This window comes from Pantoea sp. ICBG 1758, from assembly GCF_002928325.1.
GTDB lineage: Bacteria > Pseudomonadota > Gammaproteobacteria > Enterobacterales > Enterobacteriaceae > Pantoea > Pantoea eucrina.
On sequence record NZ_POWL01000002.1, the window covers coordinates 161,496 to 187,308 of the forward strand.

Here is a 25,813-nt window from a genome sequence, read left to right on the forward strand (position 1 = left end):
ACGGTAAAATTATCGCTCTGAATCGCCACGGATAATCTAGACACTTCCGAGCCGTTGATAATACTGGTTTTCATATTCTGTCGGTGACATCTGATTGCTCGAACCATGCCGACGCTTACTGATATAAAACATTTCGATGTAACCAAAAATATCGCTGCGGGCTTCTTCCCGCGTTCCGTAGATCTTTTTCTTTATCCGTTCGCGTTTCAGCAACTGGAAAAAGCTTTCTGCAACCGCATTATCGTGACAGTTACCGCGACGGCTCATGCTTCCCTCCAGGCCGTGTGATTTCAGGAACGACTGCCACTCATGGCTTGTGTACTGACTGCCCTGGTCCGAGTGAACCAGCACCTGTTTTTGGGGATTACGCCGCCATACAGCCATCAGAAGTGCGTTCAGGACAATGTCCTTTGTCATCCGGGATTGCATTGACCAGCCGATAATTTTGCGTGAGAACAGATCAACAACCACGGCCAGATACAGCCAGCCTTCGTGGGACCTGATGTAGGTTATGTCCGTTACCCAACGCTCATCCGGAGCATCCGGATTGAACTGTCGCTGGAGCCTGTTGAGCGACACGATACCGGCCTCGCCTTTACGTGCCCGCGGACTCCGGTATCCGACCTGAGCCTTTATCCCGACACGTTTCATGAGTCGCCAGACTCTGTTCACTCCGCACTGTTGCCCGCTGTCCCGCAGATCCAGATGGATTTTGCGATAACCATAGACACATCCCGATTCCAGCCAGAACTGTTTAATCTGTCCTGTCAGTCTCAGGTCTGCCTGATGGCGTTGTGAATGCGGCTGCTGAAGCCAGGCGTAAAAACCACTGGGATGAACATCCAGCACCCCACAGAGCAGGCGAACAGGCCAGCAACAGGTGTTGTCACGGATAAAGGCGTACCTCAGTCGGACAGTTTTGCGAAGTACGCCGCGGCTTTTTTTAATATGTCCCGTTCGTCGGTAACCCGCTTCAGCTCTTTCTGGAGACGGCGGATCTCGGCCTGAGCATCTGACTGTTCTTTATTAGTGGAAGAATCCGGACCGTACTTCTTTATCCAGGCGTAAAGGCTGTGGGTAGTGATATCGAGACGTGTTGCAACGCTGGCAACAGAATAACCGCGATCAACAACCTGTTTGACTGCTTCAGTTTTAAACTCTTCAGGATAACGCTTACCGCTCATGGGCACCTCTCTTTAAGTCATCTTAAATGACTCTGAGGTGTCTGTTAAACCCGTGGTGATTCAACTTTCTGACGGGATGCCAGCTTACCCCGCACAACTACCTAGCCATCACGTAACTTCACCTCCTGGCGAATTTGCGTCATGTCATCCCATCCGGCCTTCTTGACCGCAGGCAGAATAAATTTAGTTACGATGTCGGTTTCAGTCAGTTGAGTTTTGTTCACGCCAGCCATAGCATTTTCGGTCAGATAAAAGTGAAGGAAGATGGAACGATTTTGGCACAAATAATGTGCTTCGTTAATGCCTTTAGACAACAAAATCAGCGCGGTGAGATCTTTAACCTTGCTAAGTCAAATATGCAGCTTGGGGCTTTTTGTTAAACCTTCCTTATTGATTATACTCTTGTGTTCATCACTGCTCAGGGTATGATTTTGCTATCCTGATACTTACCAACTAGGTTTTTAGGTCAAAAAACCACCTTTTCCGGTAAGTTTGTCTCTGAGTTCACCAGCGTTAACAATAACAACAGAACTTGTCATGGCAGCAAGAATGACTTTAAGTGAAGCGGTTTTTATTCCTGACAATTATTGAAAACAGGCAACCTGGTGAGTTTTTGTAATCTTTTGCTAATGATCTACAGGGTTTGATATGGCGGAACACACTTCTTCAATCGATGACGAATCTCAAGGATATATCCTCAAATCACTTGAGGATATGCGGCGTAAATTGCTGGATTTGACTTCACGAAACCGGCTATTAAATTTTCCGGTTAATCAAAAGCACTCTTCCTTACGTATTATCAATGAGTTGCCAGATCAGCTATTTCAAACCCTTATGTCAGAACAGGCCATGCAGTTCGCTCCTGTGCCGGATCCGACCAAAACACAGTTACAGCATTTTGGTTATCTGGAGAAAAATGCCTCTTCAGCAGAAGAGAAAGCAACAAAATCATTGCCCGATGCGAAAACCTGGGCTGGCAAACTGGGTATTAATACCAGCTATGAATTGTTGAGCAGCGCTCAAAACAATATTTCATCAGAAGATTATGAGCTGGTAATCAAAGCAAGAGATGTCATCCTTGAGCATCTGGAAGATAACGGAGGCTCTTTAGCAGGCATCAGAAGTACTGAAGCTAACTCTGGTCTTCCAGGCGAACATCTGGATTCTCTTCTTACCCGGCTTGGCTACAAAGATATCGGTGAGTTTGAGCGTGATACGAAAGCGGGCAAGCCGTTGCGTAAACCATCAGTTCAGACATCCCTTACCGATGACCAAATACAGACACTTTACTATCCAGCCGAGCTGGAAGCCGTGTTGCGTTCTATCCATGGTAAGGCGCAGGTCGCAATTGAAGAGACGGGAGCCGGTATTCTCTATTTGTCCCTTGGCTTTCTGGAATGGTATGAAAGTGAAGATTCAGATAAGGCTCGACTTGCTCCACTCTTTACTGTTCCGGTGACGCTTGAGAAAGGTAAGCTCGATCCACAGGCCGGGCTCTATCGTTACCACTTACGTTATACCGGGGAAGACATTATCCCTAATTTGTCGTTGCATGAAAAATTACAGGGTGATTTTGGTCTTGCCTTGCCCAGTCTTGATGACGAGATGTTGCCTGAAACTTACTTCAAACAAATACAGGCAATCATCGAAAAGAATAAGCCGCGCTGGAAAGTGCGTCGCTACGGAGCATTGAGCTTATTAAACTTCAGCAAGATGCTGATGTATCTGGATCTTGATCCAGAGCGTTGGCCTCAAGGCAGTCAAAACTTACTGAATCATGAAGTGATCAAACGCCTTTTTACATCTCAGGCAGAAAACAATTCGAATACAGAAAGTTTGTCCAGGGAATATTCGATCGATACTCTCGATAACATTCATGAAAAATTTCCGCTTATTTATGATGCTGATAGTTCGCAGCATAGCGCTCTGATTGATGCTATAAACGGCGAAAATTTGGTAATCGAAGGACCACCAGGGACGGGGAAATCACAAACAATAACGAACCTTATTGCCGCTGCGATGCTAAATGGTAAAAAGGTTCTCTTTGTTGCGGAAAAGCTCGCTGCGCTAGAAGTAGTAAAACACAGGCTCGATAAGGCGGGATTAGGTGATTTTTGTCTGGAACTTCACAGTCATAAATCACATAAGCGTAAGGTTTTAGAGGATATCCAGAAAAGGCTGCATAACCCGTCATTGCAAAAAACGCCTGCGCAAATTGACGCAGAGATTTCACGCTATGAAGATTTGAAGAGTCAGTTAAACAGTTACGCTCAGGAAATTAATGAGATCTGGAAAAAAACCGAGCTGACTATTCACCAGATTTTGACCGGGGCGACACGCTATCGACGCGAACTGGGTATTGATCCTACTCAATTGCATATAGAAAACCTTTCGGGGCAGAAATTAGATCGCGTGGCGCAGTTGAGACTACGTGACGAAATCAAAGAGTTTAAAGATGTCGTTGTGGAGTTTCGTCAACAGGTCGGTGAGCATGCTGAACTATGGGAGCATCCCTGGTATGGCATCAATAACGTCGTTATCCAGCTTTTCGACAGTGATAGAATTGTTTCAATTCTGAATGAATGGAATGTAGCGCTAATCTCATGGCAGCAGGCGCTCTCAGATTTTCTAAATCAGTATTCGATTGTTACTACCAATCATGACGAAATGAGCTGGCAGACTCAGTTAGTTGAGTTGTCCGGTCGACTTCCGGATCTGCCCGCTGAAGCTGATTTTCAGGCTTACGCCAAACTTGATGATAATAAGGTTAAACATTTAAAAAATTGGCTGGTGGATTTCAATGTCGTTCAGGCTGATTATCGTCATATGGCTGACTACCTGATGCCTGAAAAATTGCGTCTCCTTGAGGAAGGGGTTTCTGCGCCTGACTTGCCGAATATTGCTAAAAATTTTGGTCTGGAGAGCGTGATCACGCTTGCTGATGTCGTACGTCTGATTCGTAATTTAGAGCAAATGCATGCTTCTTTTGAATCAGATCGTGAGCATCTTTTCGCACTACTTGAATCTTTACCATCTTCTGTTTCCGAAAGATTTCCTGTTACTCCGCAAGGTTTTAGTCAAATAGCGACATTTATTTATGTTGCATTTGAGCTACCTGGCGATTTAGTTAAATACAGACATGAAAGGTTCGATGATGATGGTATCGAGCCGCTGATTAAAGAGTTAAGCCAGCGGTTGGCATCGTTACATACCCTGCGCGACCAGTTAAAGTCACGCTTTGTACTGAATAAAGTAACTGATGATGAACAGCTGAAGACTATTGAAAGCAGCTTGAAAGACTCTGGCTTGTTTAGCTGGTTAAGCGGCTCATGGCGACAAGCCAAAAATACGCTAATCGGCTTATCCAGCAAACCTGATACAAAATGGAAAACGCTTTATGATGAACTGCCCAGGCTTCGTCAGTATGCTCAAGAACTAACCGAGTTTGAGGCACGTAATTTTAGCCAAATTTTCGGTGAGCTTTATCAAGGATTAGAAACCGAGCCGAGCCAGATGCGACAGCTTCGAGACTGGTATAGCAAAGTGCGTAGTGTCTGGGGTATCGGATTCGGCGCTAACGTTGCCATAGGCAGCGCTTTACTCACTTTGGATAGTCAGATTTTCAAAGGTATCCAGCAGTTAAAACATCAAGGTATAGATACTCAAATCTCGCAGCATCTGACCAAACTGAAAGAGTATGAAGAAACTATCCCATCAAACGTTTTGTTCCCTGAAAACGTTCAAACACTGACCGGTGACACAAATATTTTTTCACCTCTTATAGCGAACCTTAAGGATGCACTGTTTCCAATACAGCAATGGTTTACAGCTGAGCAACTTACTTTGGAGACAGTAAATGAAAAGATCGTCATCTTGCATCAAATACAAGAAAAGCAGAGTGCTATAAGTGAAGATACCTTGCCTAGAGATATTTTTGCGATAGCCGATGAAATAGCTTTTGGAGCAAGTAAAGATAACACGCGTCTTCTAAATGTGATGAGTGAAACCATTAATTTTACAGAACAAATGCGTGAAAAAATCCACAACTCTGATTTGGCTGATGCTATCAAAAAGTTATCCGGCGGCGATGAGTACCGAAGCCTACAACAGCATTTTCATGCCCTTGAGCACAAGTGGGAAATTCAAACAGACCGGCAAATGAATTTTGCACAGGAGACTCAGCTTGATATTGTGCAATGGCAGCAACGATGCCAGGATCGTCTCTCCGCATTAATAGAGCGTAATAAAGAAGCAATATCTAAACCTCGATGGTTAAATGGTTGGATTAATTTTACCCGCGTATCTAAAGCAATTGAAAGTAACGGGCTACAGCGTATCCGTGATGCGATCATGAGCCATACACTTGCAATTGAACACATCGATACCGGCTTGCAGGTAGCTATTTTCGATCAGCTGGCGCGCGAAGTTGCTTCTGAACGTCCGCATCTTCTACGGGTGTCGGGTAATAGCCGGAGCGCCATGCAAAAAACATTTCGTGACTATGACAAGGCGCTTCAGACATTACAGCGTGAACGTATAGCAGCCATTATTGCGAGCAATCCGGTTCCCCAGGGCGCATCAGGGGGAAGAAAAGCAGACTACACGGAAATGGCTCTTATCAGAAACGAGACCGGCAAGAAGACGCGGCACGTTCCGATTCGTCAACTTATTAATCGAGCCGGTCGCGCACTGCTCCAGTTGAAGCCCTGTTTTATGATGGGGCCAATGTCTGCGGCTAATTACCTTCAACCGGGTGACATTGAATTTGATCTTGTTGTGATGGATGAAGCTTCACAGGTTAAGCCTGAGGATGCGTTGGGAGTTATCGCGCGCGGTAAGCAAATCGTCGTAGTTGGTGACCCTAAACAGCTTCCGCCAACCAGCTTCTTTGATCGTGCAGGCATTGATGATGATGGCGAAGACACTGCTGCAGTAAGTCAGACTGACAGTATTCTTGATGCCTCTTTGCCGCTTTTCAAAATGCGCCGTTTAAGATGGCATTATCGTTCTCAGCACGAGAGCCTGATTGCCTACTCTAACCGTCATTTTTATAACAGTGATTTAGTGGTTTTCCCATCACCTAACGCTCATGCCCCAGAGTATGGCGTTAAATTCAGCTTCGTTAAAAACGGTCGTTTCATAAACCAGCATAATATCGAAGAAGCTCGGGTTATCGCTAAGGCTGTGGCTTTACATGCAATCCATTCGCCTGAGGAGTCTTTGGGGATCGTTGCCATGAACTCAAAGCAGCGTGAACAGATTGAACGAGCCATTGACGAAATGTGTCGTGAAGACTCTCAAGCTGAGGCAGCTATTGATCGGTTAAGAACGAAAAGCGATGCACTCTTTGTTAAGAACCTCGAAAACGTTCAGGGCGATGAGCGCGATGTCATCTTTATTTCGTTTACTTATGGGCCGGGTGAGGCCGATGGCAAAGTATATCAACGCTTTGGCCCTATCAACTCAGATGTCGGCTGGCGTCGCTTGAACGTTCTTTTCACTCGTTCCAAAAAAAGAATGCATGTTTTCAGCTCAATGCGAGCGGAAGATGTTCAGGTAACAGAAACATCTAAGCGTGGCGTTCAGGCCTTACGCGGCTTTTTGCACTTTGCTGAAAAGGGCAATATGGATGGGCTTTCACAGTTTACCGGCAAAGCGCCGGATAGTGATTTTGAAGTAGCAGTTATTATGGCGCTGGAAAATGCTGGCTTCCGTTGTGAGCCTCAGGTCGGGGTAGCCGGATTCTTTATTGATATTGCGGTTCGTGATCCCGGTAAGCAGGGACGTTATTTGATGGGGATTGAGTGTGATGGTGCGACTTACCATTCTGCTAAGTCCGCTCGTGACAGGGATCGCTTACGGCAGGATGTGTTAGAGGGACTGGGATGGCGGATTCGTCGTATATGGTCCACAGATTGGTTCAGTAATCCTGAAGAGGTTTTGGAACCTATTATTCGTGAATTACATCAATTAAAAACCATAGTTCCTGAACATGGATATTCTGAAGAGCAGGCTATCGAACAGTTAGTTGTTGAAGAACATGAAGCTAGTGCGAATGTAACAGCTTTTAGCGATAGTGCCGAGCCGCTTAGATTGCGGCTTGAACGTTTTGCCAGAGAGGTGATAGACATAGAGTGTCCCTATATTGCAGATGAAAGTAAATTGCTACGCCCTGCTATGATTGAAGCTTTAGTTGAGCATCAGCCGCTGTCACGCTCTGAGTTTGTAGAGCGTATACCTAAATATCTGCGTGAAGCGACCGAAAGCAAGATGGGTAAGACTTATTTAGATAGAGTTTTGTCTATCATTGACGGAGAAGGATTAGAGTAAAATTTTACAGTGAGGCAAGGAAGCCTCTTGTAACTTATCTGCATCTGATTTTTATAAAGGTTATACATTTTTAAGAATGCATGATCATTGCGTTGTTTACCATTTGGCGGTTTTTATCACTGTTTCGGTGATCAGTTTTGTGATCACATTTTCACACTAATCCCTACCAAAAAATCACATCTAGGGCTTAATCAACATTGGATCAAAAAGCCTTGTAGGAAAGTTAAAGAGATACTGTCTGGCCGTCGTGACGTTTATGAGCGCATTGGATCATTTCTCTTGCCCGATTAAATGACTTTTTTGCCTCGTTTCCATTAAAGGAATTTCTCATTCTGCCGATTCAACGATGAGTGCTGTGTATATGATCGGCGCGCCTGAACCAGTCAACAACTTTAGGCTCTGGGTGACGCGGAGGGCTGCGGTCAGAAGTTTTACCTGAGCGGTTACTGCCCACGCTGCGTATTACAGCCGCGCCAAATGGATCAATTCAAAAGGATACTGCATGTCTGTTGCCAGTGAGACCTCTACGCAGGTCTATAAAAAAATCTCGCAGGAAGTAGAACGAATTCTCGACAACCTGACCCTGCCTGTAAACGACCCTGCCTTACAGAAAGCCAACAGCAATGCCCGCCTTCAACTTGAGAGTTTCCAGACGCGCCTGAACGAGGCAATTGACAGCCTGCGTTCTAATGCTGAATGGGAGACGTTTACCATCGCCTTTTACGGGGAGACGAATGCGGGAAAATCAACTGTCATTGAGGCACTGCGTATCCTGCTCCAAGAGAATACAAAGCTCACCAGGCAGGCAGCGTTTCGCCAGTTTCAGCAGCAACACGATCTCTCACCAGAGGCGCTTGAAAACGCTGATCGGGCTTTAAAAGAAAACGAAGCATTAGCAGCCTCTCTAAGTCAGGCACTGGCGGAGGTGCGAGGCCGCTACTCAGATCGCGAAGCTGAACTCGGTAAAGAATTGTCGCGGCTGAGTACGTTGATTGAGGATCAGAAGATGCGCTGGTCAGCAATACGTCGGCTACTGGCTCTTTGGATCTTATCTCAAGAGCAAAAGCAGTGGCGTCAGGTGAAACAGAAGCAGCAGGCATTAGAGGCAGAAATTCATCAGGAAACACAATCGCTTGCCGTGCAGAAAGCGGACTGTAATGCACAACGGCAGACGATGCTGAAGCAGCGCGCGCGGATGGATGAAAAGTTTGCCGAACTGAACGCACTGGCGGACGGTGAAATCATCGGCACGGGTATGTCCGATTTCACCCTGGACGCTACTCTCTATCCTTTTGAGTCGTGCGGTCAGCGCTTTGCCCTGCTGGACATACCCGGTATTGAAGGTAAGGAGAGCAAGGTGCGCGAGCAGATACAGCACGCGGTCGAGAAAGCGCACGCCGTTTTTTACGTCACCAGTAAAGCCACGGCGCCGCAGAAAGGTGATGAGGATAATCCCGGCACACTGGAGAAAATCAGGTCTCATCTCAATGCGCAGACTGAAGTCTGGACGTTGTTCAATAAGCGTGTAACGAATGCTATGGCGCTTGGAAGACCCCTCGTTAATGAGGATGAAGCGCACAGTATTCAGGATCTGGACGACAAAATGCGCGAGCAGTTGGGTAAAAACTATCGTCAAACGCTGGTTGTCAGCGCCATGCCTGCTTTTCTCAGTCTGGCCGAACACCTGGTCCCCGGCGGGCCCAATGCGAAGAGTCGCGATAAGTACCTGAAAGCCTTTACCCCAGAAGAATTGCTCGAAAAAACGGGCGTTTCAGCGCTTGCGCGCGTACTGACACAACAGCTTGTCGCCGACAGCAAGTCAAAAATTGCCCGTTCGAACATACAGAAAACCCGCGTTGTGTTGGATGACATTGCCGCACAGGTGAGCGTGCTGCAGTCAGACACCTACGCAAAACTTGTCTGGCAGCTTAATGAGGACAAAAACAGTGCACACAAGCAGCTTGATCACGCACTGAAATCACTGCGCCAGCGTCTGATTGACCGCGCGGAGGAGAGCGTTAGTCGTTTCCGCAATCATGCGCGCGAGCGTATCTATAAAGTGATTGACGGTGATATCAGTAACGATCGCTTTAAAAGTGAGCTGGATGCCATGATTAGCCTAGAGCACGCTTCGCTTGAAAAGTCTCTTCCAGGGATACTTAAAGCCGAACTTGAGCGCTTTCATTCAGAGATCAGTGACATTGTTGCGCAGTTTCAGCAGCACGCTCGCGGGATCCTCAATACCTTTTCACGCCTCCAGACGCACAAATTCAGCAGTAATATTCCCCTCACGATTGATATCGATAACGGCATCAACGTCACGGGACTTCTGGCGACACTCGCGGGCGGCGCGCTACTTTTCTGGAACCCCGCCGGGTGGCTTGTCCTCGGCCCGGCGCTGGCGAATCTGGCATTTGCGGCCTACAAAGCCCTGCGCAGCATGATCAGCTCCAGTTACAAAATGTCTCAGCAGAAGCAGTCCGCTGACAAAAATCTCAGCAACGTGGCTGCCCACATGAACGACGCCATTGTCGACGGCATTCAAAAAGCCTTCCCGGAGCTGCAAGAGAAAATCGCTGAGATTAAAGACATGCTGGAGGAGCCTGTGAAACAGGTTTCGGGCATCAATGAGATCCTGATCCAGGCCGCGGCCGGATTACGCCTTTTATCCACTGGAATTGATTTTTCTGGAGCGAAGTAATGGAAAAAACGCTGGATGTTTTTAAAGCGCAGCAGTCCCGCAATGTTCACATTCTGGATGAACTCACCGCCTTTCTTGAGCAGGGTGAGAAGGTCGGCGTCCCGGTCGATGTGCAGCTCATCAATAAAATTGAAGCGGCCAAAGAGAATGCCGCGAACGGGAAATTAAAAATCGCGCTGATTGGAGGGTTCTCCGAAGGGAAAACCTCAATAGCTGCCGCCTGGATGGGGCGTCTCGATAAAGCGAGCATGAATATCAGCCATCAGGAATCTTCCAACGAAGTCAAAGTGTACGACGTGGGATCGGACTTTGTCCTGATTGACACGCCCGGGTTGTTTGGCTTCAAAGAACAGTTCAACGAAGACACCCAGGCTGTCGAAAAATACAAGGACATGACCAAAAAGTACATCAGTGAGGCGCATTTGATCCTCTATGTCATGAACTCCACCAATCCGATAAAAGAGAGCCATAAGGCCGACCTTGAATGGCTCTTCCGTACCCTGAACCTGCTTGAACGTACGGTGTTCGTTCTCAGCCGCTTTGATGAAGTAGCGGACGTGGAGGATGAGGACGATTACGCCGCCAACGTAGAGGTGAAGCGCCAGAACGTGCGTGCGCGTTTGGACGACCTGATCGCGCTCACTTCCCTGGAACATGATGCGCTAAATATTGTCGCCGTCGCGGCTAACCCTTTTGATATGGGGACCGAATACTGGCTGGATAACCCGGAAAAATTCCGTGCGCTGTCTCATATCAGTGAACTGCAGGACGCTACGAGCGACAAGATAGAAAAAAGCGGGGGAGCACTGGCGTTGAGTGAAGAAACGAAAAAGAGTGTTATCAGGGATATCCTGACCCGGAAGCTGCCGGAAGCCATCGCGAATGATGTGCGTATCCGACAGGAAGTAGAAGACCTCTCATCCATTCATGTCCGGCTCAGCAAAGAGCTGCTGACCATGCAGCGCGATATCTCGGAAGCGCGCATCAGTCTCAATAACTTTGTACTCGACTACTTTAAAGATTTGATACTTCGTGCCCGGGGCCTGAGTCTCGAAACCTATATGGAGTTTTTCGAGAGCGAAATCGGTGAGCAAGGCATCATCATTGATACCCGCCTGGACAACGAGTTCGCCCGCCGCGTGCAGTCCGTAAACAATGCCATCCAGAAGATGCATCTGGGCTACAGCGCTGAAATCAATCACTACAACGGCAATATGGCGGCGATGGGCAAGCAGGGTCTCAATTATGTCGTTAAGAGCAACTTAATTAACAGTGCAACCGTGATTGCCGCTCGTGATGGGATGGTGTCCGTTGGTAAAATGGCCGGGTTAGAGCTGGGAAAATTGCTGAAGTTTAAACCTTGGGGAGCCATTAAATTTGCTAAAGGCCTGAACGGGGCGCTGGTGTTCGCCGGCGTGGCGCTGGAATTGTGGGATACCTACAGCCAGGCAAAGCGTGAGGCGGAGTTCAAAAAAATGATCGACTCCATGATTTCGAACTTCAACCAGCAACGCGATGGATTAATCAGTGTGCTGGGAGGAAGTGAATTCGCACGCGATTATTTTACCGGTTTCGCACTGATGCAGGATGAAATGGCGAGCCTTGAACGCGCAATGCAGGCGATTCAGGAGCAACAGTCACTCTTTGCCCGCTGGCGTGCGGATGCGGAAGCGATTAATGCGGAATACACGCGCGTGAACGACTAAGCTTCGGGAGAAAAAATGGACATTTTAGCGCTGGAAGCGTTGCTGAATCAGATGAAAAGCCTTCCCCAGCCACGTAAAACGGAAGCGAATATTTTTTCCTCAGGTGCCCGCGGGCACTATGAAAATCCTGTCAGCGATGTGCTGGCCTTCTTTCTCGATCCTGACGGTGGTCACGGGCTGGGGCCACTGGCGGCAGAGGCGCTGTTCAGCTGCATGGGACTGGCAAACACGTTCAACGCCCAACTGTCCGCACCGCCTCAGCGTGAAGTCAGCACTGGAAGAGGGAACCGGATCGACATCCTGCTTGAGGGTGAAGACTGGGTAATGATCATCGAGAACAAGGTCTGGCATCTGCAGAATAATCCCTTTGATGATTACCTCACGTGCCTTCAACAGGAAGCGTATCAGGGCAAAACGCCCCTTTGCGTGGTGTTATCACCCAACGGTTGTGCGCCTGAGGGCTGGGTTGGGGTCAGTTACCGGCAGCTTACCGGTGCATTGTCTTCGCGGATCGGGGAAGCCTATATGGCTTCATCATTAAACAAATGGCTGGTCATACTGCGTGAGTATGTCCTGCATCTGGAGTTACTTGTGAGCCACCCTGCTGTTACAACTGAAACCGAAGCGTTTGTTCTGACTAATCTCCATCGCATTGCAGAAATAGAAGAGCTCAAGAAAACCGTCATTAAAACGTTGTCCGGAGAATGCCAGCGTTACCTTACTGAACATTTCAGCGACAAGGGCTATGAGATCAAAGCCCGTCTGACTAACTGGTCTGGCTTTCCGGTACTGCGCTTTAAATGTTCCCACTGGTTCTCACCTTCAGATGTGGTTCTGTATCTGAACGGAACGGTGGATGAGTGGTTTGAAGTGATCACTTACGCCTGCGATCTTGAAAATGAGCAGATGCGTGAAAGAGCGATCGCGATGCTCAACATCGAGGGAAGTGAGGAAGAGTATGAGGAAGAAGCCAACGGAAGAATTTTGGGTTTCTTTTCCTGCCATGTCCCGCAGGAAACCCCTAAATCTGAATTGCTTTCGGATCTGGCAAAGCGGATGACGTTACTGGATAACTTTGAGCGTGAGCTCCGCTAATCTCTGTGGGACGGCAACCCGGCCCATTTTACGCTGGGTTTAAGAGGCGGCGCATGAATAACAGCGCGGCACCGGCTCAGCGTGGATTACGTTGCTTTGCGATGTTACTGACGTTGCAAAACTGAATTGGGCACGAGCGATTGTGACGTGCCTTGCCCGGATACGTTTTCAAATGATGCCTTGAAGATGGCAAAGAGCTTATTACATTAATTTTTAAATGTCTTACATGGAGAATGTATGGGGTTGTTCACTTTAGAAGAGCAGGAGTTTCGGGCAGTATCGAAAACGACGTTTGCGCGCGAATCCATTCTTGAACGCAGAGATATCCAGTCGGCCTTAGCCAGAAAAATAAGCCATTTCGTTCCTGACTGCATGGTCATTCAGGAAGAGTTTAATAACTGGGAGGACAGTCAGCGCAGGATCGATTTGCTCTGCATTGATAAAAATTTCAATCTGGTCGTCATTGAGCTCAAACGTGATGAGCAGGGCGCCCATATGGAGCTTCAGGCAGTAAGGTATGCTGCTATGGTTTCGCAAATGACGTTTCATGAAGCTGCTGAGTGCTATCAAAAATATCTCGATAAAGAAGGTGTCGAAAAAAATGCAGAGAATGAAATCCTCAATTTCTGTGAGAGAGAAGAAAGCGAAATTGCTGATTTTAATACGCAGGTGCGGATTCTTTTAATATCAGCTGATTTCTCTAAAGAGGTCACAAACACAGTCCTGTGGCTTAACAATAATGGTCTTAATATCAGCTGTTTTAGGATAAGTCCATATCTTCATCTCGACAAACTGCTGGTTAATTTCGAACAAATAATCCCGTTGCCAGAGGCAAAAGATTTTCTTGTCCGACAAAAGCGCAAAGAAATAGAAGCCATGAAGGCAAATGAAAAATCTGAGAAAGATTATTCTAAATTTGTTTTTAGAGGCGCGACATATAACAAGCGTAACCTGGCTTTTGAGCTTATAAGCGACTGGATAGCGGAGAATGAACCGGAGAATATGAACTCTGTTATATCGATCTTTGGAAAGGATGTTCATCGCAGTCTTATAAAGTTGGAATCAGACGTCACTCTGTCACGACGAAAGCGTTTTCATGAGGCGCCCATTGAGCTCATCTCTGGTGAGACGGTGCTGATTACCAACCAATGGAGTATCGGCTCTATTCAGCGGCTGATTACAACGTTTGAAAATCTTGGTTATAAAATAACCGCACAACGTCCTGAGTGAGTCTAATGAGGGCAAAGAGCAAGATCTTGCATCAGAAATACCAGCTTATTTAACCGTCTTGCTGGTTGAGGTGTGCATGTCCTACTTTCAAAACTAACGTGCTAAGCCGATAGCAGCGCACGCTTCTTGCCCTCGACTTTAGCCGATTAGGCATAAAAAGCGCCCATAAGCCAGCCGTAGAGTTGGCGATAACCTGCGCTACGACTCGGCAGTCGTCTGGATTACTCGTGGCGATTCAGAAAACATAAATTAAGTCACACTGAGAAAATCTTAAAAAAAATAAGCCGAACGTCCGACTTTGGCACAAAGCGGACTTGCAACAGGGTACACCTTCTGAGAGCGCATAGTGGAAATTTGCAAGGAATCACTGACATCATAAAGTTTTAATCAACGGGCAGTAGGTCTGTGAGCTTCGCCTCAGAGTTTTCCACTACCAGCAGCTTACTGCCTTATGCAGACGCACAGTCGCATGCAAAGCTGGGCATTTCATCAGCAAGCGCCTGTAGTGCTAACTGCCGCTGATTTCCAGAGCGGTTCACTAAGTTAAAACACAAGGTGTGTCTCTTTCTCACTCCAGTCAAGACATGCTTTTTTTATATACAAAAACTGATTGTAGATTTTCAAATTCTGATCGTTGCGTTGTTTACCGTTTGACGATTTTGATCATTATTCAGTGATCAGAATTCATGATCATATTCTTCAGCGATGTCTTGAAAAATCACATCCAGGGTTTAATCAACATTGGGTCAAAAAGCCCAATGGGAAAGTTAAAAAGATACTGTCGGGCAGTGGTGACGTTCAAACCGTAAAAATCCGCATACTCTCTGACGTTACAATGCCTCAGCCATGCATCACCGTAGTAGTTATCAAAATGCTGAGCCCAGATATCACTCATTGGCTGTCGCGACAACTGACGATGTGCTGTACGTTGGGGAAGCTGATGCTCAGAAATATATTCCTGAACCGTAAGCTGCTGCTGGTGGAACTGTCGACGATGATAAACCCAAAACAGCACACGGATTGCCGCGCCACCGCATTTATGCAAGTTGTCATACATCACACGTTGAGGGAGCTTACGCGCTTTTGCGTATTGCTGCTGCGTTATGCCACTTAATATTGCTTCACGACGATAATTTTGTTTGTGGTAAGCCCACTGGATGCGCCACGTATCGCTCCAGAAATTGTAGTCCTTGTAATGCATGTCGCACTCAATGGCAGGCAGCAGGAAACGCTCAAACAACTCATCAAGCGTTGCAGGCAGAGCATGCAGATGCTGCTTTCTTTGCAGCCGCTGTTCATCAGTCAGCGGCACAATTTCATAACCGGTTAGCCAGTCAATGCCGCCTACATAAGTCTTCACCTTACGATTAAGAGAGTAGGGCATCGCAATTTTTGCTTTGTACTTCTCTTTTATCTTTTCCATCTTTACCAGTCTTCATAGGTGCTTATAGCCAGCGTGCTAAAAGCCACGGATTAATTAAATTAGCCGGGTAGTTACACAAATAGCGGCTTGCAGTAGACGGATTTAGGTAATACCAGCGGCAATACTGTGAAACGCTGATATTGCATGGCCAGTAATAGCGGTAGTAGCGCTCAAAATGACGGTACCAGTGAGGGTTGAGTTGAGCGCTTGCCACAATGCTATTACCGTCACGCAGGCGGCCCCTGATTTTACTAAAACGTTGCAGCGCTCGTCTGAGCGCCTTCATTGGCAGTAAGGCAGCCTCATCCAATCGTTGGCTATCTTTCAGAGGCAGTGTCGCAGGCTTAACGGCAGAAGGCTCTGCGGGAGTGAAAAGCGAATCCAGCTTTCCGGGAAGAGGGCAATGCGCTTGTGCCCGATCAAAATGGGCAATCTGAGTACATAATTGCGCAGTTTTAGTGTGTTTGGTCTTTTTTAAAAACGGGTAATGCCGAGTGCCGGAACGCGCAATGTCTTTAGCAATTCCTTCCTTAGAGTGCCGCTTAGCAAAGTAACTTACCCGCAGTAACAATGCGGTCATGGCCTCAGTGTCATTCTTTCGAATTAAATAGTAACCATGCTTTGGAAACCAGACCGTTCCGCCCGTTGCTATTTTCCAGCAACTCTCCACCAGCTTGTTAATTTTAAGAGGATGACGCACGCAGTTGCCATCAACCATCAGCAGGTAATGATAATGCTGTGCTGGTGCCTGATTCTGTTCTCTGACCCAAAACACTCGGGCAAAGCTTTTGGAATATAACTTTCTGAATGCAGGAATCAGTAGTTGATGAAAGCGGATAATAACGCGGTTATCAGCCGTGTACTGAGGCAGATGAAAATCATAACGGATTGCCAGAAAGCGAGAGCAAATGGAATAAGTTCTATCAATTGCCTTGAACAAAGAATTCATGATCTTCACATCCTGCTGACACTCTTCAGGCATGACTGGCCAGAGAACATCGTCATACAGAAACTCGCCTTTAGCCCGGATATCCGGATAGACCGTACCGCGCGTAATATTATTAATTACCGGTTCCTGATAGGTTGAATCCAGACTGCCATTTTTACTGTTTATCATAGGGTTACGGATGTATCAGAATCACGAATTGATAACAATTTGATGCGCTTGTTGTTTCAAACGGTTGCATCAGCAGATAAAAAGAAAGGCTGGAAATCCCAGCCCTTCTTACAGATCTAGCAGCAGTTATCGAGCCACTGTTCATATTGCGTGACTGTCCAGCCCATGGTTCTTCCGGCGCGTTTTTTTGGCGCAGGGAATTCACCACTGTTTGCCCAGCGGTAAAGAGTAGTACGACTGCAATTCAAAAGAGCCATCATTTCATGAATGCGGATCAGGCGTTGGGGCCCGGGAAGATGGCTGACAGTTGTAGATAAAGAGTTGATGTGTTTCATGTTAGGTCTCTCGGTAAAAAATTAAGATGAAACGTATCTTAAAAACTGAGAGAGTTTATGTCGTGGATACCTTAGAAAGATACCTTGGTGACCTTTGTTATCCTACTGATTAAGAAGATTTAATTTTCTTGTTTTTTGCATCTGTCTCTTTTCAACCCGCAACTGATGAAGATCAGTCACGTCGCGTTCAAGCAGGCTAATCGCTTCTCGAAGAATTTTCAGGCATTGCTCTTCACTCATTGGAAAACACCCTTCCGCTGGCCAGAATAGCGGGATCTTATTTTCGACCAACCTTAAAAGCTCCGGTGCTTTTGGCAGTAAATCCTTTGCAAAGGTGAGTCTGTTTTTGTCGTACAAACTGGCTATAACAGCGATGAAAAACTCTTCCCGTTTAGCTGCATAAGTTTCTGCTTTCTCTATAGGGGCAGCCAGACGTTTTTCCAGCGCCTCAATTTTTTCTTTTAGTGCTACGTTTTCAGCTTTCAAGTCCAGGGTATCTTGTTCAAATATCGGTGCTTCTGGCCTTGCAGTATCAAGCGAAACCCCAAGCGCAGCAGTGATTTCTGTTCTCAGAAAACCACAATCAGCTAGCTTATCAGTATTCATGACGTCATCACTGACTGCCCGCAGTGCCGCCTCGGCATTAGGATAATAGTCAGGGGCACCTATGTTTGGCGCGCCATGTTTATCCAGGAGTTGGTATGGGGCAACGGGTGAAGTGTCATACCAGCTTTCATATCTAAACCAATACAGCGAAGGCTGATGCTCTGAACGTCGATACTTTTTCAACGCTAAAAGGCACAGGGCGTTGTAGCTCTGATCTGGATAACGCTGTTTGATCTGTTCAAAAAGCGTTTTAACACTGATAAAGCGTTCTGTATCGGACCGGCGCGCGAGTTGCTCATTACGCAATTGCTGAATGGAATCGTCGAAACTCATAACTTGTTTTTGACCTGCAATCCTGGGATAGTTCAGATAAGGCTGTGTTGATGATTGAATTAAATGGCTGTAAGGCTTTTCGAAAACAGGAAATCAGGTTTCTGGCAACTTGCCAGCCAGACATTTAAACCCACACTACTTACGTCACCCAGCCATTCTCTTACGTCACCCACTACATCACCTGAATCGCATCCAAAGAAAAAGGAGTCAGACGATTTCTCATCTAACTCCTTGTTTTATTTGGTGGCCCCTGCTGGGTTTGAACCAGCGACCAAGCGATTATGAGTCGCCTGCTCTAACCACTGAGCTAAGGGGCCAGTAGTGCGGGGATTATAAAGTATCTGGCAAAGGCGATCCAGCGTTCACCGATCGGTTGGTGAAAATTAGCACAATGGTGAGTGATTGATATTAATGAAAAAATCAGCGTGCTGCTGTGACAGGAGTGATTGCCACAACAGTTTGAGCGTTTTTTTGCTGCACAGGCGGTAAAAGAAATCGTTAACTCGTTGGGCGGCTGGCGCAGGGTTTTCACTTATCGCAATCGCCATGCTTTCCCCATCCCGCTGAATAACCTACGCTTTAAGCACGTTTACCAGGTATTCAGAGGCGTATGCAACCCGACCACGACATTCGCGATATTCTCTCGCACGATCTGCAGGTGCTGTTCTGCGGCATCAATCCCGGCAAGTCATCTGCGCATACCGGTTACCATTTTGCGCATCCCGGCAACCGCTTCTGGAAAGTGATCTATCTGGCTGGCTTTACGCGCGAGCTGCTGAAGCCGGAGCAGGAGCGGCGGCTGCTGGAGACCGGCTGCGGCATCACCGCGCTGGTTGAGCGTCCCACCACGCAGGCGAGCGAGCTGAGCGGCGATGAGCTGCGCGACGGCGGGCTACGGCTGCAGGATAAAATTTTACGGTATCAGCCGCGGGCGCTGGCGGTGCTGGGCAAGGATGCGTATCAGCGTGCGTTCCGGCAGCGTAAAGTGGAGTGGGGCGAGCAGCCGCAGCCGCTGATGGAGACGCGCATCTGGGTGCTGCCAAATCCCAGTGGCCTTAACCGCGCTTCACTGGAGGAGATGGTGGCAGCGTATCGCCAGCTGGCGGATGCGCTGGGTCTGCCGGAGCGCGGGCAATAAAAAACCCCGGCGTGCCGGGGTTTTTGTTTTCCTGCAGACGATTAATCGTCGAGGAAGCTGCGCAGCACTTCCGAGCGGCTCGGGTGACGCAGTTTGCGCAGCGCTTTGGCTTCAATCTGACGAATACGCTCACGCGTTACGTCAAACTGCTTGCCCACTTCTTCCAGCGTGTGGTCGGTGTTCATATCGATACCAAAACGCATACGCAGGACTTTCGCCTCGCGCGCGGTCAGGCCCGCCAGCACGTCGTGGGTCGCAGAACGCAGGCTCTCAGAGGTAGCAGAGTCCAGCGGCAGCTCCAGCGTGGTATCTTCGATGAAATCGCCCAGATGCGAATCTTCGTCATCACCAATCGGCGTCTCCATAGAGATAGGCTCTTTGGCGATCTTCAGCACCTTGCGGATCTTATCTTCCGGCATCAGCATACGCTCAGCCAGCTCTTCCGGCGTCGGCTCGCGGCCCATCTCCTGCAGCATCTGGCGCGAGATACGGTTGAGCTTGTTGATGGTCTCAATCATATGCACCGGAATACGGATGGTACGCGCCTGATCGGCGATAGAGCGGGTGATCGCCTGACGGATCCACCAGGTGGCGTAGGTTGAGAACTTATAGCCACGGCGATATTCAAACTTATCAACCGCTTTCATCAGGCCGATGTTGCCTTCCTGAATCAGGTCAAGGAACTGCAGGCCGCGGTTGGTATATTTTTTCGCGATAGAGATAACCAGACGCAGGTTAGCTTCAACCATCTCTTTCTTCGCGCGGCGCGCTTTCGCTTCGCCGATCGACATGCGACGGTTGATGTCTTTAACCTGTTCGATGGTCAGGCCGGTCTCTTCCTCAATCTGCAGCAGTTTCTGCAGCGAGCGCATGACATCTTCTTCAACATCTTTCAGCTTTTCAGACCACGGCTTGTTCATCGCCAGGGCTGCTTTAAACCAGCTCTCACTGGTTTCATTACCGGTGAACAGCGTAATAAAGTTCTTCTTCGGCATTTTGCACAGTTCGACACACAGCTTCATGATCAGGCGCTCTTGCGTACGCACGCGCTCCATCATTTCACGCATGTTGTTTACCAGGTAGTCGAACTGCTTCGGCACCAGGCGGAACTGCTTGAAGACTTCAGAAAGGTTGTTGATTTCGGCAACGGCATCAGCGTGGCTGCGGCCTTTCGCCTTAATAACGGTGCGGGCTGCTTCATACTGGGTGCGCAGCTCAAGGAACTTCTCGCGCGCCAGTTCCGGATCGATAGAGTTGTCGTCGTCGCTGCTGTCGTCGTCGTCGCTCTCTTCATCTTCCTCTTCGTCGTCATTGCGATCTTCTTCAGACAGCTCAGAACCAACGTGGGTGGCAGTGGGGGCGAGATCTTCTTCAGCGTTAGGATCGACAAAGCCGGTGATGAGATCGGACAGGCGCGATTCGCCCGCTTCCACACGATCGTACTGATCGAGCAGGTAGGTAATAGCTTCCGGATATTCGGCAACAGAGCACTGCACCTGGTTGATACCGTCTTCGATACGCTTGGCGATGTCGATTTCGCCTTCGCGCGTCAGCAGCTCTACGGTACCCATTTCACGCATATACATGCGCACCGGATCGGTTGTGCGCCCGATTTCAGATTCAACGCTGGATAAGACCTGCGCGGCCGCTTCTGCAGCATCTTCATCTGTATCGGAGCTGTTCTCATTCAGCATCAGATCATCGGCATCAGGGGCTTCTTCCACCACCTGGATACCCATATCGTTGATCATCTGGATGATGTCTTCGATCTGATCGGAGTCGACGATATCTTCCGGCAGATGGTCATTGACCTCAGCATAGGTCAGATAGCCCTGCTCCTTACCACGGGTGACAAGCAGCTTAAGCTGTGACTGCGGGTTTTGCTCCATAAGACGGTATCCACACTTCTGTTAATTAGATTGGTGTCGGTCGGCAGCGAGCCAACTATAACAGTGAAGGCATTATGTTTTTGCCGCTGCCTTCAACGCGGCCAGGGCTGCAGCCCCTTTTAGTTCGGCACTTAAGCCGCTTGATATTCGGTCTGAAATCGTTGTGCTCCGGTTCCGCTTATATGGCGTGTAAACCGAAAGCCGCAGGCCAGAACGGGGAATACTCCGCCATTCTGGCCTGGCTGAATCTTATTTTTTCGCTAATGCCTGGCTTAATGCCCAGAATTCGCGCCGCTCAGCGGCACTGAGCCCTTCGGTGCGCTCACGCGCAATCAGCGCTTCCAGGCGCTGCTCCAGCGCAGCATCATATATGCTTGCCAGCGAGTCCTGAAACACCGCTTCGGCTTCCTCATCCACTATCATGTGGTTCCAGGTGGCCAGTGTTTCAAGGGGCTGGCTAAAATTTGTCCCGCGATATAACTCTAGTAGCTGTCCGGTCGTCAGGCCAGGATTCTCTGTGCAGCGGCTGACCAGGTCAACAAACAGCGACAGGCCGGCAAGTTTTGACTGCGCCAGCCCGTCAAGCGTGGGCACAATCGTCGCAAACTGCGGATTCTGCACCAGCAGCGCAATCAGTACGCGCATCGTGGTGCGCTTCAGCGGCGGCGCGACGGGCGGCGTCGCATTTTCTGCCGCCTTTGACATCAGCTTGTCTAACTGGTTATCGTCCAGAATGCCGAGTTTATTACCCAGCGTCTGGCGCATATAGATCCGCAGCGTTTCGCCCGGGATCTGACTAATCAGCGGCAGAGCGAGCGTCGCCAGCTTGGTACGACCATCGCGGGTGCTCAAATCCACCTGTAGCATCAGGCTGTCGAACAGAAACACCGAGAGCGGCATCGCCTGCTCCATGCGTGCTTCAAACGCTTCTTTCCCTTCTTTACGCACCAGCGTATCGGGATCTTCGCCATCAGGCAGAAACATAAAGCGTAGCTGACGCCCGTCATTCATGTAGGGCAGGGCGGTTTCCAGCGCGCGCCAGGCGGCTTCGCGACCGGCCCGGTCGCCGTCATAACAGCAGATAACCGTGTCAGTCGAGCGGAACAGCAGCTGAATATGTTCAGCCGTGGTGGAGGTCCCCAGCGACGCCACGGCATAATCGATGCCGAACTGTGCCAGGGCGACCACATCCATATAGCCCTCCACCACCAGCAGGCGCGCCGGCTGAGGATGGTTTTTTTGTGCTTCATACAGGCCATAGAGCTGGCGGCCTTTATGGAAAATCGGTGTTTCCGGCGAGTTCAGATACTTAGGCGTATCGTTACCCAGCACGCGTCCGCCAAAGCCAATCACGCGACCACGCTTATCGCGGATCGGGAACATGACGCGATCGCGGAAGCGATCGTAGCTGCGGCCTTTATCATTGGTGACCAGCATGCCCGCTTCCATCAGCGACTCGCGGTCTTCCTGCTGCTCTCCGAAACGCTTCAGCACGTTATCCCAGCCGGCGGGCGCATAGCCAATCGCAAAGTGATCGATCACCTGCTGGCTGAGCCCGCGCGAGCCTAAATAGCGCTGGGCCGCCTCTGCTCCCGGACTGCGGAAGCTTTGCTGATAGAAACCATCCAGTTTCTCCAGCAGCTGGTAAAGACTCTGACGCTGATGACGCTCAATCGGGCTGGGGCCGCTGCCTGTTTCGTACGGCACTTCAAGGCCGTGCTGGGTGGCGAGTTCCTCAACGCTTTCGACAAATTCCAGACGATCGTGATTCATCAGGAAATCGATAGCGTTGCCTTTGGCACCACAGCCAAAGCAGTAGTAAAACTGCTTTTCACCGCTGACGGTAAAAGAGGGGGTTTTTTCGTTATGGAATGGACAGCACGCGTGATAGTTCTTACCCTGCTTTTTCAGCTTAACGCGGGCATCGATAAGATCCACGATATCCGTGCGGGCAAGTAAATCATTGATAAAAACGCGTGGAATTCGTCCAGCCATAAGCCCCGATTTTTTTCAGCTCTTAAACGGCAACAAGCCGCGCTTCCTTTCGGAAAGCACGGCCTCTTACTTGACTCTGTCTGCGTTTAACACGCGGCGGAAGCGAACTTCCGAAAGAAATTAGTACAGACGAGTGCGGCGTGCGTTTTCGCGAGCCAGTTTCTTGGCGTGACGCTTAACTGCTGACGCTTTAGCGCGCTTACGCTCGGTCGTTGGTTTTTCATAAAACTCACGACGACGAACTTCAGCCAGAACGCCTGCTTTCTCGCAGGAACGCTTGAAGCGACGCAGTGCTACGTCGAATGGCTCGTTTTCACGTACTTTAATTACCGGCATGTAACTCTCACCTCGATAAAATTCGGTTTTTGCTGCTGACTGCGGCGTCAGCACATCTCAAAATGGTGCAGCATTTTACTCCAGCCGGGGCCAGCTTGTAAAGCACCATGGACAATTTAGAACCAACAGGAGCGTTTGCCTGTGCGGCTGCCGGTTTTTTCAGGCCGTGGAGTATAGCGCACTCTTTGTGCGGCAGAAAAACACTTTTTCCCGTCAAAGTAGTCCGGCGGCAGATTTGCCTGTGCTACACTGCGCGCCGCAAGAAGAGGGTAATAAAGCTATGCGAGTTCTGGGTATTGAAACGTCCTGCGATGAAACCGGCATCGCGATTTATGACGATGTGTCCGGTCTGCTGGCGAATCAGCTGTATAGCCAGGTGAAGCTACATGCTGACTACGGCGGCGTTGTGCCGGAACTGGCATCGCGCGACCATGTACGTAAAACGGTGCCGCTGATACAGGCCGCGCTGAAAGAGGCAAACCTGCAGGCCAGCGATATCGATGCGGTCGCCTATACCGCCGGTCCGGGTCTGGTGGGTGCACTGCTGGTCGGCGCCACGATTGGCCGCGCGCTGGCGTTCGCCTGGAATGTGCCGGCAGTCCCGGTACATCATATGGAAGGCCATCTGCTGGCTCCGATGCTGGAGGAGAATCCGCCGGCGTTCCCGTTTGTCGCGCTGCTGGTCTCCGGCGGACATACGCAGCTTATCAGCGTCACCGGTATCGGCGAATATACGCTGCTGGGCGAGTCAATCGACGATGCGGCGGGTGAGGCGTTTGATAAAACGGCCAAGCTGCTGGGTCTGGACTATCCGGGCGGCCCCATGCTGTCGCGCATGGCGCAGCAGGGTGTTGCGAACCGCTTCCGCTTCCCGCGTCCGATGACCGATCGCCCGGGCCTCGATTTCAGCTTTTCAGGGCTGAAAACCTTTGCGGCAAATACTATTCGCGAGCATGACGGCGACGAACAGGCGCGGGCAGATATCGCCCGCGCATTTGAAGATGCGGTCGTGGATACGCTGATGATCAAGTGCAAACGCGCGCTGGAGCAAACCGGCTTTACGCGGCTGGTGATCGCCGGTGGCGTCAGCGCCAACCGCACGCTGCGCGCGCGAATGGCAGAGATGATGAGCGCCCGCGGCGGCGAGGTGTTTTATGCCAGGCCTGAGTTCTGCACCGATAACGGCGCGATGATCGCCTATGCCGGCATGGTGCGTCTGAAGGGCGGCACACGGGGTGAGCTCGGCGTCAGCGTCCGTCCGCGCTGGCCGCTGGCGGAACTGCCCGCTATCTGAAAACAAAAAACCGGCGCGCAGCCGGTTTTTTTTATTCTTTCTTTTTTTTCCGTTTCCAGACGCGATTTTCCTGTCCGCGCCAGAGCCGCTGAATATTGTCATGATGCCGCAGCAGGATCAGGCAGGAGAGCATGGAAACCGGAAACGTAAACTGCGGCTTAAACCACCAGACGTAGAACGGGGCGATCAGCGCGCTGACAATGGCACCCAGCGAGGAGTAGCCGCTCAGCAGCACGGTCAGCAGCCACGTCCCGGTCATCAGGCCGGTAAGATCCCAGCCAATCGGCGCAATCGCGCCAAACGCCGTCGCCACGCCTTTGCCACCGCGAAAGCGGAAAAAGACCGGATAGATATGACCCAGGCAGGCAGCTATCGCGGTCAGGCCAAGATACATAGGCGTCACGTGCAGCATCCAGGCGATCCAGACCGGAACCATTCCTTTGGCCACATCAAATATCAGTACCGCTGCTGCTGACGCTTTGCCGCCGATGCGCAGGACGTTTGTGGCACCGGGATTGCCGGAGCCTGAGATACGCGGATCGGGCAAGCCTGCGAGTTTACAGACCAGTATCGCACTGGAAATCGAGCCGCAAAGATACGCGAAAATAATCATACCAAGCGCGATAGCACTCATAGCGTCGTACCGTTCCTTTTGGGTCGTTTTGTTGCCGGTAAGCGTGGATAATACGCATAATCCGCCGGAAGTGGTATCCGGCCTGGCCAAAAACAGAGAGTGACATCATGGATATCGTATTTATAGAACAACTCACCGTGTTCACCACCATTGGCGTATACGACTGGGAACAGGGCATGCAGCAGAAGCTGGTGCTCGATGTCGAAATGGCCTGGGACAACCGGCGTGCCGCGGCCAGCGACGATGTCAGCGACTGTCTGAGTTATGCCGATGTCACCGACGCCATCCTCTCGCATCTGCAGGGAAACCGGTTTGCGCTGGTCGAGCGCGTCGCAGAAGAAATCTGCGATCTGTTGATGAATCGTTTCAAAACGCCCGGCGTGCGTATCCGGGTAGGTAAGCCGGGTGCAGTAGCCCAGGCGGCGAGCGTTGGCGTGCGTATTGAGCGCGGGACAATTCCTAAATAA

The 25,813-nt window shown here is 49.6% G+C and carries 18 protein-coding genes and 1 tRNA gene; 8 read left to right on the top strand and 11 right to left on the bottom strand.

The genetic code is table 11. The annotated features are described in order from the left end of the window. Nucleotides 1–36: 36 nt before the first annotated feature. Nucleotides 37–1,184, bottom strand: a protein-coding gene (locus C1Y41_RS10395) for an IS3 family transposase (RefSeq protein ID WP_104085415.1) whose coding sequence is annotated in 2 segments (ribosomal slippage) — nucleotides 37–947 and nucleotides 947–1,184 — 1,149 coding nt in all. Because the reading frame shifts where the segments join, the coding sequence is not laid out codon by codon here. Nucleotides 1,185–1,285: 101 nt separating this feature from the next. Continuing rightward, a complete protein-coding gene (locus C1Y41_RS20450) occupies nucleotides 1,286–1,498 on the bottom strand; it encodes a hypothetical protein (protein WP_369826802.1) in 213 nt (70 codons plus the stop codon). 334 nt (nucleotides 1,499–1,832) lie between these two features. Between C1Y41_RS20450 and hhe the strand changes: the two genes are divergently transcribed. The 5 genes from hhe to C1Y41_RS10425 all read left to right on the top strand — a co-directional run bounded on the left by hhe (nucleotide 1,833) and on the right by C1Y41_RS10425 (nucleotide 14,246). Next, nucleotides 1,833–7,514 (top strand): DUF4011 domain-containing anti-phage protein Hhe, encoded by a 5,682-nt coding sequence (gene hhe / locus C1Y41_RS10405; protein ID WP_104085416.1) that lies wholly within the window; start codon nucleotides 1,833–1,835, stop codon nucleotides 7,512–7,514. A gap of 502 nt (nucleotides 7,515–8,016) precedes the next feature. After that, nucleotides 8,017–10,215: a dynamin family protein gene (locus tag C1Y41_RS10410; RefSeq protein WP_104085417.1), complete on the top strand. Its 2,199-nt coding sequence runs from the start codon at nucleotides 8,017–8,019 to the stop codon at nucleotides 10,213–10,215. Further along, the gene (locus C1Y41_RS10415) at nucleotides 10,215–11,921 is read left to right on the top strand and encodes a LeoA/HP0731 family dynamin-like GTPase (RefSeq protein WP_104085418.1); all 1,707 of its coding nucleotides are present in this window, start codon (nucleotides 10,215–10,217) and stop codon (nucleotides 11,919–11,921) included. The genes C1Y41_RS10410 and C1Y41_RS10415 overlap by 1 nt, the downstream gene beginning before the upstream one ends. A 15-nt stretch (nucleotides 11,922–11,936) precedes the next feature. Continuing rightward, nucleotides 11,937–13,016 (top strand): PD-(D/E)XK nuclease family protein, encoded by a 1,080-nt coding sequence (locus tag C1Y41_RS10420; RefSeq protein WP_028723596.1) that lies wholly within the window; start codon nucleotides 11,937–11,939, stop codon nucleotides 13,014–13,016. A gap of 237 nt (nucleotides 13,017–13,253) precedes the next feature. Next, entirely contained in the window at nucleotides 13,254–14,246 is a 993-nt protein-coding gene (locus C1Y41_RS10425) for a hypothetical protein (RefSeq protein WP_104085419.1), read from the top strand. Nucleotides 14,247–14,964: 718 nt separating this feature from the next. Here C1Y41_RS10425 and C1Y41_RS10430 read toward each other — a convergent pair. The 5 genes from C1Y41_RS10430 to C1Y41_RS10450 all read right to left on the bottom strand — a co-directional run bounded on the left by C1Y41_RS10430 (nucleotide 14,965) and on the right by C1Y41_RS10450 (nucleotide 18,377). After that, on the bottom strand, nucleotides 14,965–15,669 hold the full coding sequence (locus C1Y41_RS10430; RefSeq protein WP_104085420.1) for a hypothetical protein: 705 nt from the start codon (nucleotides 15,667–15,669) through the stop codon (nucleotides 14,965–14,967). A gap of 22 nt (nucleotides 15,670–15,691) precedes the next feature. After that, nucleotides 15,692–16,786: an inovirus-type Gp2 protein gene (locus C1Y41_RS10435; RefSeq protein WP_104085421.1), complete on the bottom strand. Its 1,095-nt coding sequence runs from the start codon at nucleotides 16,784–16,786 to the stop codon at nucleotides 15,692–15,694. 116 nt (nucleotides 16,787–16,902) lie between these two features. Further along, nucleotides 16,903–17,121, bottom strand: a complete 219-nt coding sequence (locus C1Y41_RS10440) for an AlpA family transcriptional regulator (protein WP_071591677.1) — start codon at nucleotides 17,119–17,121, stop codon at nucleotides 16,903–16,905. Nucleotides 17,122–17,223: 102 nt separating this feature from the next. Next, on the bottom strand, nucleotides 17,224–18,060 hold the full coding sequence (locus C1Y41_RS10445) for a hypothetical protein (RefSeq protein ID WP_104085422.1): 837 nt from the start codon (nucleotides 18,058–18,060) through the stop codon (nucleotides 17,224–17,226). A 241-nt stretch (nucleotides 18,061–18,301) separates the two neighbouring features. Beyond that, nucleotides 18,302–18,377: transfer RNA gene (locus C1Y41_RS10450), tRNA-Ile, on the bottom strand. A gap of 293 nt (nucleotides 18,378–18,670) precedes the next feature. Here C1Y41_RS10450 and mug point away from each other — a divergent pair. Continuing rightward, nucleotides 18,671–19,198 carry a G/U mismatch-specific DNA glycosylase gene (gene mug, locus C1Y41_RS10455; RefSeq protein ID WP_039380244.1) on the top strand — a complete coding sequence of 176 codons (528 nt, stop codon included), beginning with the start codon at nucleotides 18,671–18,673 and terminating at the stop codon, nucleotides 19,196–19,198. A gap of 41 nt (nucleotides 19,199–19,239) precedes the next feature. Here the strand turns inward: mug and rpoD are convergent, their stop codons facing one another. The 3 genes from rpoD to rpsU all read right to left on the bottom strand — a co-directional run bounded on the left by rpoD (nucleotide 19,240) and on the right by rpsU (nucleotide 23,418). Continuing rightward, entirely contained in the window at nucleotides 19,240–21,087 is a 1,848-nt protein-coding gene (rpoD, locus tag C1Y41_RS10460; protein WP_039380242.1) for an RNA polymerase sigma factor RpoD, read from the bottom strand. 249 nt (nucleotides 21,088–21,336) lie between these two features. Further along, entirely contained in the window at nucleotides 21,337–23,082 is a 1,746-nt protein-coding gene (gene dnaG, locus C1Y41_RS10465; protein ID WP_104085423.1) for a DNA primase, read from the bottom strand. A gap of 120 nt (nucleotides 23,083–23,202) precedes the next feature. Then, nucleotides 23,203–23,418, bottom strand: a complete 216-nt coding sequence (gene rpsU / locus C1Y41_RS10470) for a 30S ribosomal protein S21 (RefSeq protein ID WP_001144069.1) — start codon at nucleotides 23,416–23,418, stop codon at nucleotides 23,203–23,205. 280 nt (nucleotides 23,419–23,698) lie between these two features. On the opposite strand from rpsU, the gene tsaD reads away from it, so the two are divergent. Further along, nucleotides 23,699–24,712, top strand: a complete 1,014-nt coding sequence (gene tsaD, locus C1Y41_RS10475; RefSeq protein ID WP_039385641.1) for a tRNA (adenosine(37)-N6)-threonylcarbamoyltransferase complex transferase subunit TsaD — start codon at nucleotides 23,699–23,701, stop codon at nucleotides 24,710–24,712. 31 nt (nucleotides 24,713–24,743) lie between these two features. Here the strand turns inward: tsaD and plsY are convergent, their stop codons facing one another. Further along, the gene (gene plsY / locus C1Y41_RS10480; protein WP_039380238.1) at nucleotides 24,744–25,346 is read right to left on the bottom strand and encodes a glycerol-3-phosphate 1-O-acyltransferase PlsY; all 603 of its coding nucleotides are present in this window, start codon (nucleotides 25,344–25,346) and stop codon (nucleotides 24,744–24,746) included. A 107-nt stretch (nucleotides 25,347–25,453) separates the two neighbouring features. Here plsY and folB point away from each other — a divergent pair, with 107 nt between their 5' ends. Next, nucleotides 25,454–25,813: a bifunctional dihydroneopterin aldolase/7,8-dihydroneopterin epimerase gene (folB, locus tag C1Y41_RS10485; RefSeq protein WP_039380236.1), complete on the top strand. Its 360-nt coding sequence runs from the start codon at nucleotides 25,454–25,456 to the stop codon at nucleotides 25,811–25,813.

Excerpts from the sequence above, each read along its gene's own strand:
- mug (WP_039380244.1), top strand. The coding sequence starts at position 18,671 with ATGCAACCCGACCACGACATTCGCGATATTCTCTCGCACGATCTGCAG.
- C1Y41_RS10445 (WP_104085422.1), bottom strand. The coding sequence starts at position 18,060 with ATGAGTTTCGACGATTCCATTCAGCAATTGCGTAATGAGCAACTCGCG.
- tsaD (WP_039385641.1), top strand. The coding sequence starts at position 23,699 with ATGCGAGTTCTGGGTATTGAAACGTCCTGCGATGAAACCGGCATCGCG.
- C1Y41_RS10415 (WP_104085418.1), top strand. The coding sequence starts at position 10,215 with ATGGAAAAAACGCTGGATGTTTTTAAAGCGCAGCAGTCCCGCAATGTT.
- C1Y41_RS10430 (WP_104085420.1), bottom strand. The coding sequence starts at position 15,669 with ATGGAAAAGATAAAAGAGAAGTACAAAGCAAAAATTGCGATGCCCTAC.
- hhe (WP_104085416.1), top strand. The coding sequence starts at position 1,833 with ATGGCGGAACACACTTCTTCAATCGATGACGAATCTCAAGGATATATC.
- folB (WP_039380236.1), top strand. The coding sequence starts at position 25,454 with ATGGATATCGTATTTATAGAACAACTCACCGTGTTCACCACCATTGGC.
- C1Y41_RS10425 (WP_104085419.1), top strand. The coding sequence starts at position 13,254 with ATGGGGTTGTTCACTTTAGAAGAGCAGGAGTTTCGGGCAGTATCGAAA.
- C1Y41_RS10410 (WP_104085417.1), top strand. The coding sequence starts at position 8,017 with ATGTCTGTTGCCAGTGAGACCTCTACGCAGGTCTATAAAAAAATCTCG.
- plsY (WP_039380238.1), bottom strand. The coding sequence starts at position 25,346 with ATGAGTGCTATCGCGCTTGGTATGATTATTTTCGCGTATCTTTGCGGC.
- rpoD (WP_039380242.1), bottom strand. The coding sequence starts at position 21,087 with ATGGAGCAAAACCCGCAGTCACAGCTTAAGCTGCTTGTCACCCGTGGT.
- dnaG (WP_104085423.1), bottom strand. The coding sequence starts at position 23,082 with ATGGCTGGACGAATTCCACGCGTTTTTATCAATGATTTACTTGCCCGC.
- C1Y41_RS10435 (WP_104085421.1), bottom strand. The coding sequence starts at position 16,786 with ATGATAAACAGTAAAAATGGCAGTCTGGATTCAACCTATCAGGAACCG.
- C1Y41_RS10440 (WP_071591677.1), bottom strand. The coding sequence starts at position 17,121 with ATGAAACACATCAACTCTTTATCTACAACTGTCAGCCATCTTCCCGGG.
- C1Y41_RS10420 (WP_028723596.1), top strand. The coding sequence starts at position 11,937 with ATGGACATTTTAGCGCTGGAAGCGTTGCTGAATCAGATGAAAAGCCTT.
- rpsU (WP_001144069.1), bottom strand. The coding sequence starts at position 23,418 with ATGCCGGTAATTAAAGTACGTGAAAACGAGCCATTCGACGTAGCACTG.